Origin of the sequence: Microvirga sp. 3-52 (assembly GCF_018383585.1) — a bacterium.
In the GTDB taxonomy this organism is placed as follows: Bacteria; Pseudomonadota; Alphaproteobacteria; order Rhizobiales; family Beijerinckiaceae; genus Microvirga.
Genome location: NZ_JAHAMK010000010.1, coordinates 86,491 through 100,726, shown reverse-complemented (window position 1 = coordinate 100,726; position 14,236 = coordinate 86,491). Strand labels below are relative to the sequence as shown.

General features: G+C 64.4%; 15 protein-coding genes. 13 read left to right on the top strand and 2 right to left on the bottom strand.

From position 1 onward, the window contains the following. The first annotated feature begins 54 nt into the window (after positions 1-54). Together KHP60_RS10435 and KHP60_RS10430 are read left to right on the top strand one after the other, a co-directional pair. A complete protein-coding gene (locus tag KHP60_RS10435; protein ID WP_213563832.1) occupies positions 55-489 on the top strand; it encodes an Hsp20 family protein in 435 nt (144 codons plus the stop codon). Between the two features lie 25 nt (positions 490-514). Then, positions 515-781 carry a DUF1150 domain-containing protein gene (locus KHP60_RS10430; RefSeq protein ID WP_213563831.1) on the top strand — a complete coding sequence of 89 codons (267 nt, stop codon included), beginning with the start codon at positions 515-517 and terminating at the stop codon, positions 779-781. A gap of 23 nt (positions 782-804) precedes the next feature. On the opposite strand, the gene KHP60_RS10425 is transcribed toward KHP60_RS10430, so the two are convergent. Then, positions 805-1,560 carry a carboxylesterase gene (locus tag KHP60_RS10425; RefSeq protein ID WP_213563830.1) on the bottom strand — a complete coding sequence of 252 codons (756 nt, stop codon included), beginning with the start codon at positions 1,558-1,560 and terminating at the stop codon, positions 805-807. 100 nt (positions 1,561-1,660) lie between these two features. Here KHP60_RS10425 and KHP60_RS10420 point away from each other — a divergent pair, with 100 nt between their 5' ends. The 6 genes from KHP60_RS10420 to pheT all read left to right on the top strand — a co-directional run bounded on the left by KHP60_RS10420 (position 1,661) and on the right by pheT (position 8,031). After that, positions 1,661-2,875, top strand: coding sequence for a glycosyltransferase family 4 protein (locus KHP60_RS10420; protein ID WP_213563829.1), 1,215 nt, complete (start codon positions 1,661-1,663; stop codon positions 2,873-2,875). A gap of 135 nt (positions 2,876-3,010) precedes the next feature. Next, a complete protein-coding gene (gene infC / locus KHP60_RS10415) occupies positions 3,011-3,532 on the top strand; it encodes a translation initiation factor IF-3 (RefSeq protein WP_213563828.1) in 522 nt (173 codons plus the stop codon). 201 nt (positions 3,533-3,733) lie between these two features. Further along, on the top strand, positions 3,734-3,934 hold the full coding sequence (gene rpmI / locus KHP60_RS10410) for a 50S ribosomal protein L35 (protein ID WP_109598789.1): 201 nt from the start codon (positions 3,734-3,736) through the stop codon (positions 3,932-3,934). Between the two features lie 42 nt (positions 3,935-3,976). Next, positions 3,977-4,345, top strand: a complete 369-nt coding sequence (gene rplT, locus KHP60_RS10405) for a 50S ribosomal protein L20 (RefSeq protein ID WP_213563827.1) — start codon at positions 3,977-3,979, stop codon at positions 4,343-4,345. A 178-nt stretch (positions 4,346-4,523) separates the two neighbouring features. Next, entirely contained in the window at positions 4,524-5,606 is a 1,083-nt protein-coding gene (pheS, locus tag KHP60_RS10400) for a phenylalanine--tRNA ligase subunit alpha (protein ID WP_213563826.1), read from the top strand. A 13-nt stretch (positions 5,607-5,619) separates the two neighbouring features. Continuing rightward, the gene (gene pheT, locus KHP60_RS10395) at positions 5,620-8,031 is read left to right on the top strand and encodes a phenylalanine--tRNA ligase subunit beta (RefSeq protein WP_213563825.1); all 2,412 of its coding nucleotides are present in this window, start codon (positions 5,620-5,622) and stop codon (positions 8,029-8,031) included. A 178-nt stretch (positions 8,032-8,209) separates the two neighbouring features. Here the strand turns inward: pheT and KHP60_RS10390 are convergent, their stop codons facing one another. After that, entirely contained in the window at positions 8,210-8,986 is a 777-nt protein-coding gene (locus KHP60_RS10390) for a molybdopterin-synthase adenylyltransferase MoeB (protein WP_213563824.1), read from the bottom strand. A 152-nt stretch (positions 8,987-9,138) separates the two neighbouring features. Here KHP60_RS10390 and KHP60_RS10385 point away from each other — a divergent pair, with 152 nt between their 5' ends. The 5 genes from KHP60_RS10385 (at position 9,139) to KHP60_RS10365 (ending at position 14,235) form a co-directional block, all read left to right on the top strand. Continuing rightward, positions 9,139-10,143: a BMP family protein gene (locus KHP60_RS10385; RefSeq protein ID WP_213563823.1), complete on the top strand. Its 1,005-nt coding sequence runs from the start codon at positions 9,139-9,141 to the stop codon at positions 10,141-10,143. 124 nt (positions 10,144-10,267) lie between these two features. Further along, positions 10,268-11,791: an ABC transporter ATP-binding protein gene (locus KHP60_RS10380; RefSeq protein ID WP_213563822.1), complete on the top strand. Its 1,524-nt coding sequence runs from the start codon at positions 10,268-10,270 to the stop codon at positions 11,789-11,791. Further along, the gene (locus tag KHP60_RS10375) at positions 11,791-12,219 is read left to right on the top strand and encodes a VOC family protein (protein ID WP_213563821.1); all 429 of its coding nucleotides are present in this window, start codon (positions 11,791-11,793) and stop codon (positions 12,217-12,219) included. Before KHP60_RS10380 ends, KHP60_RS10375 begins: the two co-directional genes overlap by 1 nt. Positions 12,220-12,222: 3 nt before the next feature. After that, positions 12,223-13,326, top strand: a complete 1,104-nt coding sequence (locus KHP60_RS10370; RefSeq protein ID WP_213563820.1) for an ABC transporter permease — start codon at positions 12,223-12,225, stop codon at positions 13,324-13,326. A 3-nt stretch (positions 13,327-13,329) separates the two neighbouring features. After that, positions 13,330-14,235 carry an ABC transporter permease gene (locus KHP60_RS10365; RefSeq protein ID WP_213563819.1) on the top strand — a complete coding sequence of 302 codons (906 nt, stop codon included), beginning with the start codon at positions 13,330-13,332 and terminating at the stop codon, positions 14,233-14,235. Position 14,236 lies beyond the last annotated feature (1 nt).

Below are 14,236 nucleotides of genomic sequence, written 5' to 3'. Positions count from 1 at the left end.
CCGCATGAGCGGGCTCAAAACCACCGAAGTGCCTCTAAACCTTGGGCTTCGAACATGTCGCGTCAGTCGCCCTTTGGGCATCCGTTCCTGTTAGGCTTCGATGAGATCGAGCAGGCGCTCGACCGCGTCGCTAAGGCGGCAGGAGACGGTTATCCGCCCTACAATATCGAGCGTCTGGCTCGCACCGAGCACGCCCCCGAGCGTCTCCGCATCACCTTGGCGGTCGCCGGATTTACTCGGGACCAGCTGGAGGTGACCCTAGAGGAGAACCAGCTCGTTATCCGGGGGCGTCAGTCCGACGACAAGACAAGGCACTTCCTTCATCGCGGCATCGCCGCCCGTCAGTTCCAGCGCACCTTCCTCCTTGTCGACGGCATGGAGGTCATGGGCGCGGACCTGTCCAACGGCCTTTTGTCGATCGATCTCGTCCGGCCGGAGCCGGAGCGGATCGTCCGCAAGATCGACATCATTGGGTCGGACAAGGTGTGACGGCATCCGCAAAAAGGAGATGTCCATGAACTTCGATATCAAACATTATGCCGAGCCGGCCCTGGACGTTGCCGAGCTGGCGAATCTCGGTCTGGGGCAGATGGCCTACGTGAAGCCCGTGGAAGCCGATGAGGTTGCCCGGCTGTTTCCGCAGGCACCCAAGCTCCAGCCCGGCATGAGGCTGTTCGCGCTTCTGTCCGCCAGTGGCGAGCCCATCCTGCTGACCGACAATCACGATGCGGCCATCGCCAATGCCTGGGCGCATGATCTGACGATGGTGAGCCTGCACTAGGGCCCGTTCCTCTCTGAAACTCCTCAAGCAATCGCTTCGACGGCCGCGATCAGGCGGTCGATATCCTCGGGCCGGGAGAGCCGGTGGTCGCCGTCCTTGATCAGGGTCAGCGATACGCTGTCTCCCGGCAGGTGCTCGACGAGCTGCAGCGTGTGGCTCCAGGGCACGTCGGGATCCTCCATGCCCTGCAGGATATGAACCGGGCAGCCGGTCTGGATCGGCTGGTCGAGGAGGAGGTGCCTTCGCCCGTCCTCGATCAGCTTCCAGGTGATCGGATAGGGATCCTCCGAATAGGCGGAGGGCCGGTGATAGACGCCGGTCTCCTGCACGCTCTTCCTGAGATCTTCGGGAAAGCGGTCCCACATCAGCCGCTCGGTCATGTCGACCGCCGGGGCGATGAGGACGATCCCTGCGGGAGCGATCCGAGGCTGCTTTTCCATGAGATACCGGGCCGCCAGCAGGCTGATCCAGCCCCCCATGGACGAGCCGACGAAGATGGGGCGTTCCGTCACGAACCGCTCGATCACGGTCAGCCCATCCTCGAGCCAGCGGGAAATGGTCCCGTCCTCGAAGGCTCCCCCCGATTCGCCATGGCCGCTATAATCGAAGCGCAGGAAAGCGCGGCGGTTCGCTGCAGCCCAGTCATCGAGGGCGGTCGCCTTGGTCGCGCGCATGTCGGACTTGAAGCCGCCGAGCCACACGACGGGCGGGCCCTTGCCCTCGCGGGACAACACGGCGATGGGGCGGGCATCCTGGCCAGCCGTGACGCTTTGCGGCATGGTTAACTCATCCTCAACTGCTTTCAAGCAACCGTTTCTAGACGATTCTTTTGAGAAGGCTCTTACATCCGTGAGTTTTTCAACACGACCCGGCGGAGGGATGGCTTTTCCGTCCTCGCATGTGCATCCGCTGGAGGCCCGGACCGTCCTGCAGATCGTGCCGGAACTCGAAGCCGGCGGAGCCGAGCGCACCACGGTCGATATCGCCGAAGGTCTGGTTCATGCCGGCGCTCGTGCCCTCGTGGCGACGGAGGGCGGGCGGCTCGTCGGTGAGCTCCAGACCAAGGGCGGCGTCTGGATCCCGTTCCCGGCGGCGACGAAGAACCCGTTCTCCATGCTCGTCAACGTGCGAAAGCTCGCCCGGATCTGCCACAACGAGCGGGTCTCCCTGGTGCATGCCCGCTCGCGGGCGCCAGCCTGGGTGGGCCTCGGGGCCGCGCGCTCCCTCAATATCCCCTTCGTGACCACCTATCACGGCAGCTATTCCGGCCGTTCCTCGGTGAAGGTCCTCTACAATTCCGTGATGGCACGGGGCGATGCGGTCATCGCCAATTCCCATTACACGGGTGAACTGATCCGCTCGGTCTATCCCCAGTCCGGGGACCGGATCCGCGTCATTCACCGGGGAACGGATTTTTCGGTCTTCTCGCCCCAGGCCATCGCGCCGGAGCGGATCGAGGCTCTGAGGAAGGCCTGGGAGGTGGCTCCCCACGAGCGGGTCGTGCTGCTTGCGGCTCGGCTGACCGGCTGGAAAGGCCAGAGGGTGCTGATCGAGGCGGCGGCCAAGCTGCGCGATGCGGGCCTCACCGATGTGGCCTATATTCTCGCCGGTGATCCCCAGGGGCGGGATTCCTACGTGAAGGACCTCGACGCCCTGATCGCGGCGCGCAAGCTGAAGGGCATCGTGCGCCGGGTCGGCCATTGCACCGACATGCCGGCGGCGTTCTTGGCGGCTTCCGTCGTCACCGTGCCCTCGACCGAGCCGGAGGCCTTCGGCCGCTCGGCCGTGGAGGCGCAGGCCATGGGAACGCCGGTCGTCGTGTCCGATCTCGGGGCCGTGCCCGAGACGGTCCTGTCCCCTCCGGCAGTTCCGCCGCACGAGCGGACGGGCTGGCGGATCCCGGCCGGAGACGCCGATGCATTGGCCGAAGCGATCGGGGCGGCGCTGAATCTGGGTGCCAGTGCCAGGATTGCCCTGGGTGCCAGGGCGAGGTCCCACGTCGAGCGTCATTTCTCGCTCGAACGCATGGTGTCGAGCACCCTCGATGTGTATTCGTCCCTCTTGGAGGGCCGTTTTACCCATAGAACAAGTTGACTTCCCGCGCATTTGCGCGAAATGTCGATTCATTCGTGGCAAGGCTGAGCAGTCCAGCAGGGATCCCTTGGGGTCCCCGGTCCTCGGCCTAGCCCTTAACAGGAGATACGAGCCATTCGCAGACCAATGAGAGCCATGCCGGTGCCGCAAAAGGACGGACCGCGCGCCAACCGAGACATTCGCGGTGTTCGCGAAGTGCAGCTGATCGACGATGCAGGGCAGAACCGGGGCGTTGTGCCCTTCTTCGATGCCCTCAAGGTTGCCGAAGAGGCGGGCCTTGATCTCGTGGAGATCTCGCCGAACGCTACTCCTCCCGTCTGCAAGATCCTCGATTACGGCAAATTCCGCTTTCTCGAGCAGAAGAAGGCCGCCGAGGCCCGCAAGAAGCAGAAGACGGTCGAGGTCAAGGAAATCAAGCTGCGTCCCGGCATCGATGACCACGATTACGAGGTCAAGATGAAGGCCATGAAGAGCTTCTTCGAGGAAGGCAACAAGGTGAAGATCACCCTGCGCTTCCGCGGCCGCGAGATGGCGCATCAATCCCTGGGTCTGAAGGTTCTGGACCGGGTCAAGGCCGACGTGGGCGATCTCGCCAAGGTCGAGATGGAGCCGAACTTCGAAGGCCGTCAGGTCGTCATGGTCCTGGCGCCGCGCTAAGGGGCTCTCGGTACAGTGAAATTCATGGCCGTCGGGGAACCGGCGGCCATTGCTTTTTGGGCCGGCTTCTGCCATAAGCCGCCCTTCATTGAACCGCCCGGCTGTTAGGGCTGCCGTGGCGGTTCGTTTTGCTCAATGCAGCAATGAAAAGGCCAAGGTGCGGTTCACGCCGCTCCGGAAGCCTGTCCAAAGGAGAGCCAAATGCCCAAGCTGAAGACGAAGTCTGGCGCGAAAAAGCGCTTCAAGATCACTGGCACCGGCAAGGTCGTTTACGCCCAGGCCGGCAAGCGCCACGGGATGATCAAGCGGACCAAGAAGCAGATCCGCAACCTGCGCGGCACCACGACCATGTTCGAGGGCGACGCGTACAACGTGAAGAAGTACTTCCTGCCGAACGGCTAAGGCGGCTCTTCCCCACATCCCGGATTTTGAAGGAGTTTTTAAATGGCCCGCGTCAAACGGGGCGTTACCGCCCACGCCAAGCACAAGAAGGTTTTCAAGGCAGCCAAGGGTTTCTACGGCCGCCGCAAGAACACCATCCGTATCGCCAAGCAGGCGGTCGAGAAGAGCATGCAGTATGCCACTCGTGACCGTCGCAACAAGAAGCGCACCTTCCGCGCTCTCTGGATCCAGCGCCTCAACGCTGCCGTCCGTATGCATGGCTTGACCTATTCCCGATTTATCGACGGTCTCGGCAAGGCTGGGATCGAGGTCGATCGCAAGGTCCTGTCCGAACTGGCCATCCACGAGCCGGCGGCCTTCGCCGCTTACGTGGAGAGCGCCAAGGCCGCCCTGCCGCAGCAGGCTGCCTAAGGTCGGATAGACAAGCTTCGGTGCGGCTGAATCGTCAGCCGCACCGCCTTACTCCCCCTTCTCCGAGACCATCCGCGCTGACGGCCCGAAGGCTGTCGGTCGCCATTACGCGGCTCGGAAGACTTGACGGCTCCCGCGCCGCGCTTCACTCAAAGCGCTTGCATCTGGCAAGGGACCGATGACCGATCTCAATCAACTCGAACGTGACCTGCTGACCCAGGTCGAAGCCGCCGGCGACGAAGCGGCCCTGGAAACCGTGCGCGTCTCTGCGCTCGGCAAGAAGGGCTCCGTCTCCGAACTCCTGAAGACCCTCGGCGCCATGACCCCTGAGGAGCGGAAGGCGCGCGGACCACTCATCAACGGCCTGCGCGACAAGGTGCAGGGCGCTATTACGGCCAAGAAGGATACGCTCGCAGAAGCTGCTCTCGAGGCCCGGCTCTCTGCTGAGCGCATCGACGTGACGCTTCCCGTTCCGGAGGCGCCCGAGAGCCGCGGCCGTGTCCACCCGATCAGCCAGGTGATCGAGGAGCTGACGGCGATCTTCGCCGATATGGGCTTCTCCGTGGCCGAGGGGCCGGATATCGAGACGGATTATCTCAACTTCACGGCGCTGAACTTCCCCGAGGGCCATCCGGCCCGCGAGATGCACGACACCTTCTTCCTCGCTCCCGACGAAAAGGGCGAGCGCAAGGTGCTGCGCACCCATACGTCGCCGGTCCAGATCCGCACGATGATGTCCAAGGCGCCGCCGATCCGCGTGATCATCCCCGGCCGGACCTATCGCCACGACTCGGACCAGACCCACACGCCCATGTTCCACCAGGTGGAAGGCCTCGTCATCGACAAGCAGGCCAACATCGCGCACCTGAAGTGGATCCTGGAGGAGTTCTGCAAGGCCTTCTTCGAGGTCGAGCAGGTGAAGATGCGCTTCCGCCCGTCCTTCTTCCCGTTCACGGAGCCCTCCGCCGAGGTCGACATCCAGTGCTCGCGAAAAGGCGGCGAGATCCGCTTCGGCGAGGGCACCGACTGGCTCGAGATTTTGGGTTGCGGCATGGTCCATCCGAACGTCCTGCGCAATTGCGGGCTCGATCCGGACGAGTATCAGGGCTTTGCCTGGGGCATGGGGATCGACCGCATCGCCATGCTGAAATACGGCATGCCGGACCTGCGACCCTTCTTCGAGGCCGATGTGCGCTGGCTGAACCATTACGGCTTCCGCCCGCTCGACATTCCGAGCCTCGTCAGCGGCCTCACTTCCTAAGCGGAGAGCAACAATGAAATTCACCCTCTCCTGGCTGAAGGATCATCTCGAGACATCGGCCTCCCTCGACGACATCGTCGAGACGCTCACCCGCATCGGCCTGGAGGTCGAAGGGGTTGAGGACAAGGCGAAGACGCTGGCACCCTACAAGGTGGCCTATGTGGTTTCCGCCGAGCAGCACCCCAACGCGGATCGCCTGCGCGTGTGCATGGTCGATACGGGCGAGGGCGCTCCGATCCAGGTGGTCTGCGGCGCCCCGAATGCCCGCACCGGCATGAAGAGCGTGTTCGCGCCGCCCGGCACTTACATCCCGGGCAAGAACATCACGCTCGGCGTCGGCACCATCCGCGGCGTCGAGAGTGCGGGCATGCTGTGCTCGGCGGCGGAACTCGAAATTTCCGACGATCACGACGGCATCATCGACCTTGCCGCCGATGCGCCGGTCGGCGTTCCTTACGCGGCCTATGCCGGACTCGACGATCCGGTGATCGAGATCAACCTCACGCCGAACCGCCCCGACTGCACCTCGATCCACGGCATCGCCCGCGATCTCGCGGCTGCAGGGTTGGGCACGCTCAAGGGGGACGCGGTGCCGACGGTTGCGGCTAAGGGCTCATGCCCGGTCTCAGTGACGATCGAGGACGAGAAGCTTTGCCCGGCCTTTGCACTCCGCCTCGTGCGCGGCGTGAAGAACGGTCCGTCGCCGGAATGGATGCAGCGCCGCCTGCTCTCCATCGGTCTTCGCCCGATCAATGCGCTCGTCGACATCACCAACTACATGACCTTCGACCGGGGGCGGCCGCTCCACGTCTTCGACGCCAGGAAGGTGCAGGGCAACCTTACCGTTCGTCGCGCGAAGGAGGGTGAGGAGGTGCTTGCGCTCGACACCCGCACTTACAAGCTCAATCCCGGCGTCGTGGTGATCGCCGACGACAACGGCGTCGAGTCCATCGGCGGCATCATGGGCGGCGAGCATTCGGGCTGCAACGAGAACACGACCGACGTGCTGATCGAATCGGCGCTCTGGGATCCTCTCAACATCGCGCAGACCGGCCGCAAGCTCGGGATCATCACCGATGCGCGCTACCGGTTCGAGCGCGGCGTCGATCCGGCTTTCACCGTGCCCGGTCTCGACCTCGCCACCACATTGGTTATCGACCTGTGCGGCGGTGAGGCGAGCGAGCCTGTGGTGGCCGGAAAGGTGCCTGAGGACAAGCGCGTCATCGAGTTCCCCTGGTCCGAGGTCCCGCGCCTGTCGGGTCTTGACGTTCAGCCCGCGGAGTCGGAGCAGATCCTGAAGCGGCTCGGCTTCGCCATTCAGGGCTCGGGCGAGCGCGTCAGCGTCACGGCTCCGTCCTGGCGTCCCGACATCGAAGGCAAGGCGGATCTGGTCGAGGAAGTCATCCGCATCGCCGGCGTGGACCGCATCGAGCCTAAGCCCCTGCCGCGCCTGGAAGACACAGTCGCAAAGCCCATTCTGACCCTGATCCAGAAGCGCACGCGCCTTGCGCGCCGTGCGCTCGCCGTGCGCGGGCTGGTGGAGGCGGTCACCTGGTCCTTCATCGCCAGGAGCGAGGCGGAGCTGTTCGGCGGCGGCGATGGCCGGCTGGCGCTCGCCAACCCGATTGCGGCCGAACTCTCCGACATGCGTCCGAGCCTGCTGCCAGGGCTCCTGAAGGCGGCGCAGCGCAATGCGGATCGCGGGCTCAGTGATGTGGCGCTTTTCGAGGTCGGTCAGACCTTCGCCTCCGACGAGCCGGAGGGGCAATCGATCAAGGCTGCCGCTGTGCGTCGAGGCTCGGCGCGGGCTGAAGGCGTCGGCCGTCACTGGGACGGCGGCGCGCAGAGCGTGGACGCTTTTGATGCCAAGGCCGACGTGCTGGCGCTGCTGGCGGCGCTCGGCATCCCTTCCGGCGGCCTCCAGATTGTGGCCGGCGGCCCGGCCTGGTTCCATCCCGGTCGCTCCGGCACCCTGCAGTTCGGACCAAAGAACGTGGTCGGCGCCTTCGGCGAGGTTCACCCCAAGGTTTTGAAGGCCCTCGACCTGAAGGGACCGCTGGTGGCCTTCGAACTCAATCTCGGTGCGCTTGTGCCTCCCAAGGCGAAGCCGACCAAGATGAAGCCGAAGCTCAACCTGCCCGACTTCCAGCCGCTCACCCGCGACTTCGCCTTCGTGGTCGGCCGCGACGTGGCGGCGGGCGACATCGTGAAGGCGGCGCAGGGTGCCGAGCGCCAGCTGATCGTGGGCGTCGACGTGTTCGACATCTACGAGGGCACCGGCATCGATCCGGACAAGAAATCCGTCGCCATCGCCGTCACCCTGCAGCCGACCGAGAAGACCCTGACCGATGTGGAGATCGAGGCCGTGTCGGCCAAGATCGTCGGCGAGGTGTCGAAGAAGACAGGCGCGGTGTTGCGGTCGTAAAGGATGATCATCCCGGGCCACACAGCGGAACCCGGGATCGGACACCAAGTATCTACGTCATGGCCGGCCTTGTGCCGGCCATCCCGAGCAGGGAAAGCGCCGTGCCTTACCGATCGGGATCACCGGCGCAAGGCCGGTGATGACAGGAAGGACGCCTTGATGGCCTATCGCCTGACAATCAGGCACCGGATCCATTCAGCGGATTTGCTTCATCCCACCCATAGCGGATCGTATCGAACCGCATCGCGCGTGCGTCGACCATCAGCAGGCGGCCCACGAGGCTTTCGCCGAAGCCGACAATCTCCCGGATCACCTCCATGGCCATCAGACTGCCCATGACGCCGACGAGAGCACCGAGCACGCCGGCTTCCGCGCAGGTCGGGATCGCGCCGGGTGGAGGCGGGGAGGGGAAGAGGCAGCGGTAGGTGGGGTTGGGCTTGCCGTCCTGGCCTATCTCATGAGCCCGGATCGTGGTGAGCGAGCCGTCGAACTGACCCAGGGCTGCCGTCACCAGAGGCTTCCTCTCGTAGAAACAGGCGTCGGACACGGCATACCGGGTTTCGAAGTTATCCGAGCCGTCGGCAACGAGGTCGTAGCGGCCCATCAGGTCCCGCGCGTTCGCCGGCGTCAGCCGAACGGGGAAAGGCTCAACCGTCACGTGCGGATTGAGCCGTCCGACGGCATCCACCGCGCTCTCGACCTTTGAACGGCCGAGATCCGGCGTGCTGTGGATCACCTGCCGCTGCAGGTTGGAGAGGCTGACGGCATCGTCGTCCACGATGCCGATGGTGCCGATACCTGCCGCGGCAAGGTACTGAATCAGCGGCGCGCCCAGGCCGCCGGCGCCGATCACGAGCACGCGAGCGGCCTTCAGTTTCAGTTGTCCCGGCCCGCCGACATCCCGGAGAACGAGGTGGCGGGCATAGCGGTCGATTTCGTCGGATGTGAGAGGCATGTCATGACCTTACGGGAATGGTTCCTGCTATCAACCATTCCTTGAAGGAAATAACATGCCGTCTTGACAGGGGCCTTGGCGTCGTGACCCTTGCCGTGCCATCGTCAGGGGGCAACCGGCAGCAAGCCGGCGTCTAACAGGGAACTAAGCCGATGACAGTTACCAAGTTCGGTCTCGCACTCGCGGGCCTCGCATTTTCCGCCTCGGCTGCCTTTGCGCAGCAGGCCGCCTTCAAGCCCGCCGTCGTGTACGATCTGGGCGGCAAGTTCGACAAATCCTTCAATGAGGGCGTGCACACGGGCGCCGAGAAGTTCAAGAAGGATACGGGCACCGATTACCGCGATTTCGAGCCTCAGAACGATGCCCAGCGCGAGCAGGCCCTGCGCCGCTTCGCCCGCGACGGCTTCTCGCCCATCGTGGCCGTCGGCTTCAGTCAGGAGACTGCGCTGAAGAAGGTCGCCGAGGAGTTCCCGAAGACGCAGTTCGCGATCATCGACGCCGTCGTCGAGAAGCCGAACGTGCAGTCCATCGTGTTCAAGGAGCATGAGGGCTCGTTCCTGGTCGGTCTTCTGGCAGCCCAGGCTTCCAAATCGGGCAAGGTCGGCTTCGTGGGCGGCATGGACATCCCGCTCATCCGCAAGTTCGCCTGCGGCTACGTCCAGGGCGTGAAATACGCCAAGAAGGATGCCGAGGTGTTCCAGAACATGACCGGCACGACGGGTGCGGCCTGGAACGATCCGGTGAAGGGCGGCGAGCTCGCCAAAAGTCAGATCGATCGCGGCGCCGACGTGATCTACCATGCGGCCGGCGGCACGGGCGTGGGCGTCATGCGCGCCGCTGCGGATGCGGGCAAGCTCGGCATCGGCGTCGACTCGAACCAGAACGGCATGCATCCCGGCAAGATCCTGACCTCCATGGTCAAGCGCGTGGACGTGGCCACCTACAACGCCTTCGATCAGGCCAAGAAGGGCACCTTCAAGGCCGGCGTCTCGAACCTCGGCCTGGCCGAGGACGGCGTGGCCTGGGCGCTCGACGACAACAACAAGTCGCTCATCACCGCCGACATGAAGACTGCCGCCGACAAGGCCGCCGCCGACATCAAGTCCGGCACCATCAAGGTTCACGACTACATGTCGGATTCGAAGTGCCCGATGTAAGATAAGACATGGTTCGGCCGCAGGCATGCATAGGCCTGCGGCCAGATCCTTTCCAACCGAGTTTTGTTTTTCCGATAAGATCCGGCTCTCGTTTTCATCATTGCCGGCAGATTATTCGAGGCCGATGTCCCCAGCCATTGAACTCATTGCCATCAACAAGAGCTTCGGCACCGTCCACGCCAACAAGGACGTGAACCTGCGCGTCGAGCGCGGCACGATCCACGGCATCGTCGGCGAGAACGGCGCGGGCAAGTCGACCCTGATGTCGATCCTGTATGGCTTCTACGAGGCCGATTCCGGCGAGGTCCACGTTAACGGCAAGACGATCTCCATCCGCTCTCCCAACGATGCCATTCATGCCGGCATCGGCATGGTTCACCAGCACTTCATGCTGGTCGAGCCTTTGAGCGTGGTCGACAACGTGATGCTCGGCGCCGAGGGCGGCGCCATGCTGCGCGCAGGCGAGGCGAAGGCGCGCGCCGAGCTCGCGCGGCTCGCCAGGGATTACGGCCTCGAGATCGACGTGGACGCCACCGTGGGCGATCTCTCCGTCGGCCTGCAGCAGCGCGTCGAGATTTTGAAAGCCCTCTATCGCGGCGCGGATATCCTTATCCTCGACGAGCCCACCGCCGTGCTCACGCCGGCGGAAGCCGATGCGCTGTTCGGTCTGCTCCGCTCGCTCAAGGAGCAGGGCAAGACCGTCATCCTCATCACGCACAAGCTGCGCGAGATCATGGCGATCACGGATCGCGTCTCGGTCATGCGCCGCGGCGAGATGGTGGCGACCGTCGAGACGGCCAACACCTCGCCGCCCGAACTGGCGGAGCTGATGGTGGGACGCCGCGTGCTCCTGCGCGTCGAGAAGGCCGAGAAGGCGCCCGGTGCGCCGCTGCTCGAGATCGACACCATGTCCGTCGTTGATTCTCGCGGCGTGGTGCGCGTGGCGAACGCTTCCTTCACCGTGCATGCCGGCGAGATCGTCGGCATCGCGGGCGTGGCCGGGAACGGCCAGAGCGAGCTGCTGGAGGCGATCGCCGGCATGCGCCATCCCGCGCTCGGCTCGATCCGTCTCGAGGGGCGGGCTATTCCCCTGTCCGAGCGCAACCCGCATCGCATGCGCCAGCTCGGCTTGCTTCACGTGCCGGAAGACCGGCTGCGCATGGGACTTGTTCCGGCCTTCCCGGCTTTCGAGAGCGCCATCCTCGGTTTCAGCGACGAGCCGCATCTCGGCCGTGGGCCGATCCTAGACCATGACCGCCTGATTGCGGATCTGGCGAAGAAGATGGAGCAGTACGATGTGCGCCCGCCTGCGCCGCGGCTGAAATCCTCGAAGTTCTCCGGTGGCAACCAGCAGAAGATCGTGCTGGCGCGCGAGATCGAGCGCAACCCGAAGGTGCTGCTCGTCGGCCAGCCGACGCGCGGCGTCGATATCGGCGCGATCGAATTCATCCATCGCCGGCTGATCAGCTTGCGCGATGCGGGCGTCGCCATCCTCCTCGTTTCGGTGGAACTCGACGAGATCATGAACCTGTCCGACCGCATTCTCACCATGTGCGGCGGCAGGATCACCGGCGAGCGCAAGGCCTCCGAGACGAACGAACAGGATCTCGGCCTGCTCATGGCCGGCGTGACGGACGAGGCCGCCTGATGCAACCACGATTGACACTTGTCACCCTGGGTGTTGCCGATCTCTCGAAATCCCGCGCGTTCTATGAGGCCTGGGGCTGGAAGGCCTCTTCCGCCAGCCAGCCCAGCGTCGCCTTTTTCCAGGCGAACGGCTTGGCGCTTGCCCTGTTCGGCCGGGCCGATCTCGCCAAGGATGCCGGCGTCGAGGATACGCCCACCGGCTTTGCCGCCATTTCGCTCGCCTACAATGCCCATTCGAAAGAGGAGGCAGACGAGGTTTATGCTCTTGCCATGAAGGCTGGCGCGCGTCCTCTCAAGCCGCTTCAGGATGTCTTCTGGGGCGGGTACTCGGGTTATTTCGCCGATCCGGACGGGCATCTCTGGGAAGTCGCCTGGAACCCGTTCTTTCCCCTCGATGAGCAGGGCCACATGTTCCTGCCGGATGTTTAAGACGTGAGCGCTCCTCTCGACCTGCCCAAATGGGCCGATACGATCCTCGTGCCCGCCATCTCCGTGGTGGCGGCCTTTCTCGTCGCCGGCCTCGTCGTACTCGGGATCGGCGAGAATCCGTTCTCGGCCACGCGCTACCTCATTCAAGGCAGCCTCGGCACCGGGGAGGGGCTCGGCTTCACCCTGTTCTACATGACCGACTTCATCTTCGTCGGATTGGCGGTTGCCGTCGCCTATCATGCCGGCCTGTTCAACATCGGCGGTGAGGGCCAGGCGACGCTCGCGGGCCTCGGCATCGCGCTCGTGCTCAACAACCTGACCTTTCTGCCGGGCTTCCTGCTCATTCCGCTCGGCATCTTGGGAGCCGCCGCCTTCGGCGCGGCCTGGGCGGCCGTTCCGGGCTATCTTCAAGCGAAGCGCGGTAGCCACATCGTCATCACGACGATCATGTTCAACTGGCTTGCCAGCGTGCTGATCGTCTACCTGCTGGTGAACGTGCTGCGCGAGCCGCAATCCATGAACCCGGAAACGCACGCCTTCCCGGAGCAGTCGTATATCCCGTTCATGCACGAAGTCTTCGCAGTCTTCGGCATCGAGATTCCAGCGTCGCAGCTCAACCTCACGCTGGTGCTGGCGCTGGCGGCATCCTATTTCGTCTGGCTCCTCATCTACCGCTCGCGCCTCGGCTATGCGATCCGCGTCGTCGGATCCAATCCCGCGGCGGCGGTCTATGCCGGCATCTCTCCGGCGCGCATCACCATCATCGCGATGGTGCTGTCCGGTGCATTGGCGGGTGGTCTCGCGGTCAACGAACTCATGGGCTATCAGCACCGCCTTCTGCTCGAATTCACCTCCGGCTACGGCTTCGTCGGCATCGCGGTGGCGCTCATGGGGCGCGCGCACCCCGTCGGCATCATCCTGGCCTCGCTCCTGTTCGGCATTCTCTACCAGGGCGGCGCGGAGCTCGCCTTCGAGCAGCCGGCCATCACCCGCGACATGGTGGTGGTGATCGGCGGCATTATCATCCTGTTCGCCGGCGCCCTCGACGGGCTGTTCCGGCGTGCCGTGGCGCATGTGCTGACGCGCCAGAAGCTGGCGAGGGCCTGAGCCATGGATCTCAGCTCTCTCGTCACGGTTTTCGACTCGGCTCTGCGGCTCTCGATCCCGCTTCTCGCCGCCTGTCTGGCTGGTCTCTGGTCAGAGCGTTCCGGTGTCGTGGATATCGGCCTCGAGGGCAAGATGCTGGTGGCAGCCTTCGCGGCTGCGGCTGCGGCTTACGCTTTCGGTTCGGCCTGGATCGGTCTGATCGCCGGGATCGGCGCATCGGTGGTCTTCGGTCTGATCCACGGTTTCGCCTCGATCAGCCAGCGCGGCAATCAGATCGTCTCAGGCGTCGCCATCAACATGCTGGCAGCGGGGTTGACCGCCATCGTCGGCAATGCCTGGTATGCCCAAGGCGGGCGGACGCCGCCGCTGGAGGGCGTGCAGCGTTTCGGCGACGCGCTCTTCGGCCATTCAGCCCTCGTCTACATCGTTCTTCTGGCGGTGCCGCTCACCTGGTTCGTTCTGGGACGGACCCGCTTCGGCCTTCGCCTGCGCGCCGTCGGTGAAAATCCAGCCGCCGTCGATACGGCAGGCATTTCGGTGACAGGCCTGCGCTACACCGCGGTCATCATCGGTGGAGTTCTGTGCGGCATCGGTGGGACCTATCTCTCGGTTGGGCAATCGGCGGGCTTTCTCCCGAACATGACGGCCGGCAAGGGCTTCATCGCGCTCGCTGCGCTCATTTTCGCCAAGTGGCGCGCTTGGCCGGCGCTCGGTGCCTGCTTTCTCTTCGGCTTGCTCGATGCCATCGCCATCCGCCTGCAGGGTATTTCCCTGCCGGGCATCGGCGAGGTGCCGGTACAGGCGATCCAGGCACTGCCCTACCTCATGACCGTCATCCTGCTCGCAGGCGTCATCGGAAAGGCGATCCCTCCCCGGGCTGCGGGCGTGCCCTATGTGAAGGAGCGCTGAG

What these genes read in the sequence shown, in the direction of transcription:
- KHP60_RS10435 (WP_213563832.1), top strand. Translation starts at nt 55, where the DNA reads ATGTCGCGTCAGTCGCCCTTTGGGCATCCGTTCCTGTTAGGCTTCGAT.
- KHP60_RS10430 (WP_213563831.1), top strand. Translation starts at nt 515, where the DNA reads ATGAACTTCGATATCAAACATTATGCCGAGCCGGCCCTGGACGTTGCC.
- KHP60_RS10425 (WP_213563830.1), bottom strand. Translation starts at nt 1,560, where the DNA reads ATGCCGCAAAGCGTCACGGCTGGCCAGGATGCCCGCCCCATCGCCGTG.
- KHP60_RS10420 (WP_213563829.1), top strand. Translation starts at nt 1,661, where the DNA reads ATGGCTTTTCCGTCCTCGCATGTGCATCCGCTGGAGGCCCGGACCGTC.
- infC (WP_213563828.1), top strand. Translation starts at nt 3,011, where the DNA reads ATGCCGGTGCCGCAAAAGGACGGACCGCGCGCCAACCGAGACATTCGC.
- rpmI (WP_109598789.1), top strand. Translation starts at nt 3,734, where the DNA reads ATGCCCAAGCTGAAGACGAAGTCTGGCGCGAAAAAGCGCTTCAAGATC.
- rplT (WP_213563827.1), top strand. Translation starts at nt 3,977, where the DNA reads ATGGCCCGCGTCAAACGGGGCGTTACCGCCCACGCCAAGCACAAGAAG.
- pheS (WP_213563826.1), top strand. Translation starts at nt 4,524, where the DNA reads ATGACCGATCTCAATCAACTCGAACGTGACCTGCTGACCCAGGTCGAA.
- pheT (WP_213563825.1), top strand. Translation starts at nt 5,620, where the DNA reads ATGAAATTCACCCTCTCCTGGCTGAAGGATCATCTCGAGACATCGGCC.
- KHP60_RS10390 (WP_213563824.1), bottom strand. Translation starts at nt 8,986, where the DNA reads ATGCCTCTCACATCCGACGAAATCGACCGCTATGCCCGCCACCTCGTT.
- KHP60_RS10385 (WP_213563823.1), top strand. Translation starts at nt 9,139, where the DNA reads ATGACAGTTACCAAGTTCGGTCTCGCACTCGCGGGCCTCGCATTTTCC.
- KHP60_RS10380 (WP_213563822.1), top strand. Translation starts at nt 10,268, where the DNA reads ATGTCCCCAGCCATTGAACTCATTGCCATCAACAAGAGCTTCGGCACC.
- KHP60_RS10375 (WP_213563821.1), top strand. Translation starts at nt 11,791, where the DNA reads ATGCAACCACGATTGACACTTGTCACCCTGGGTGTTGCCGATCTCTCG.
- KHP60_RS10365 (WP_213563819.1), top strand. Translation starts at nt 13,330, where the DNA reads ATGGATCTCAGCTCTCTCGTCACGGTTTTCGACTCGGCTCTGCGGCTC.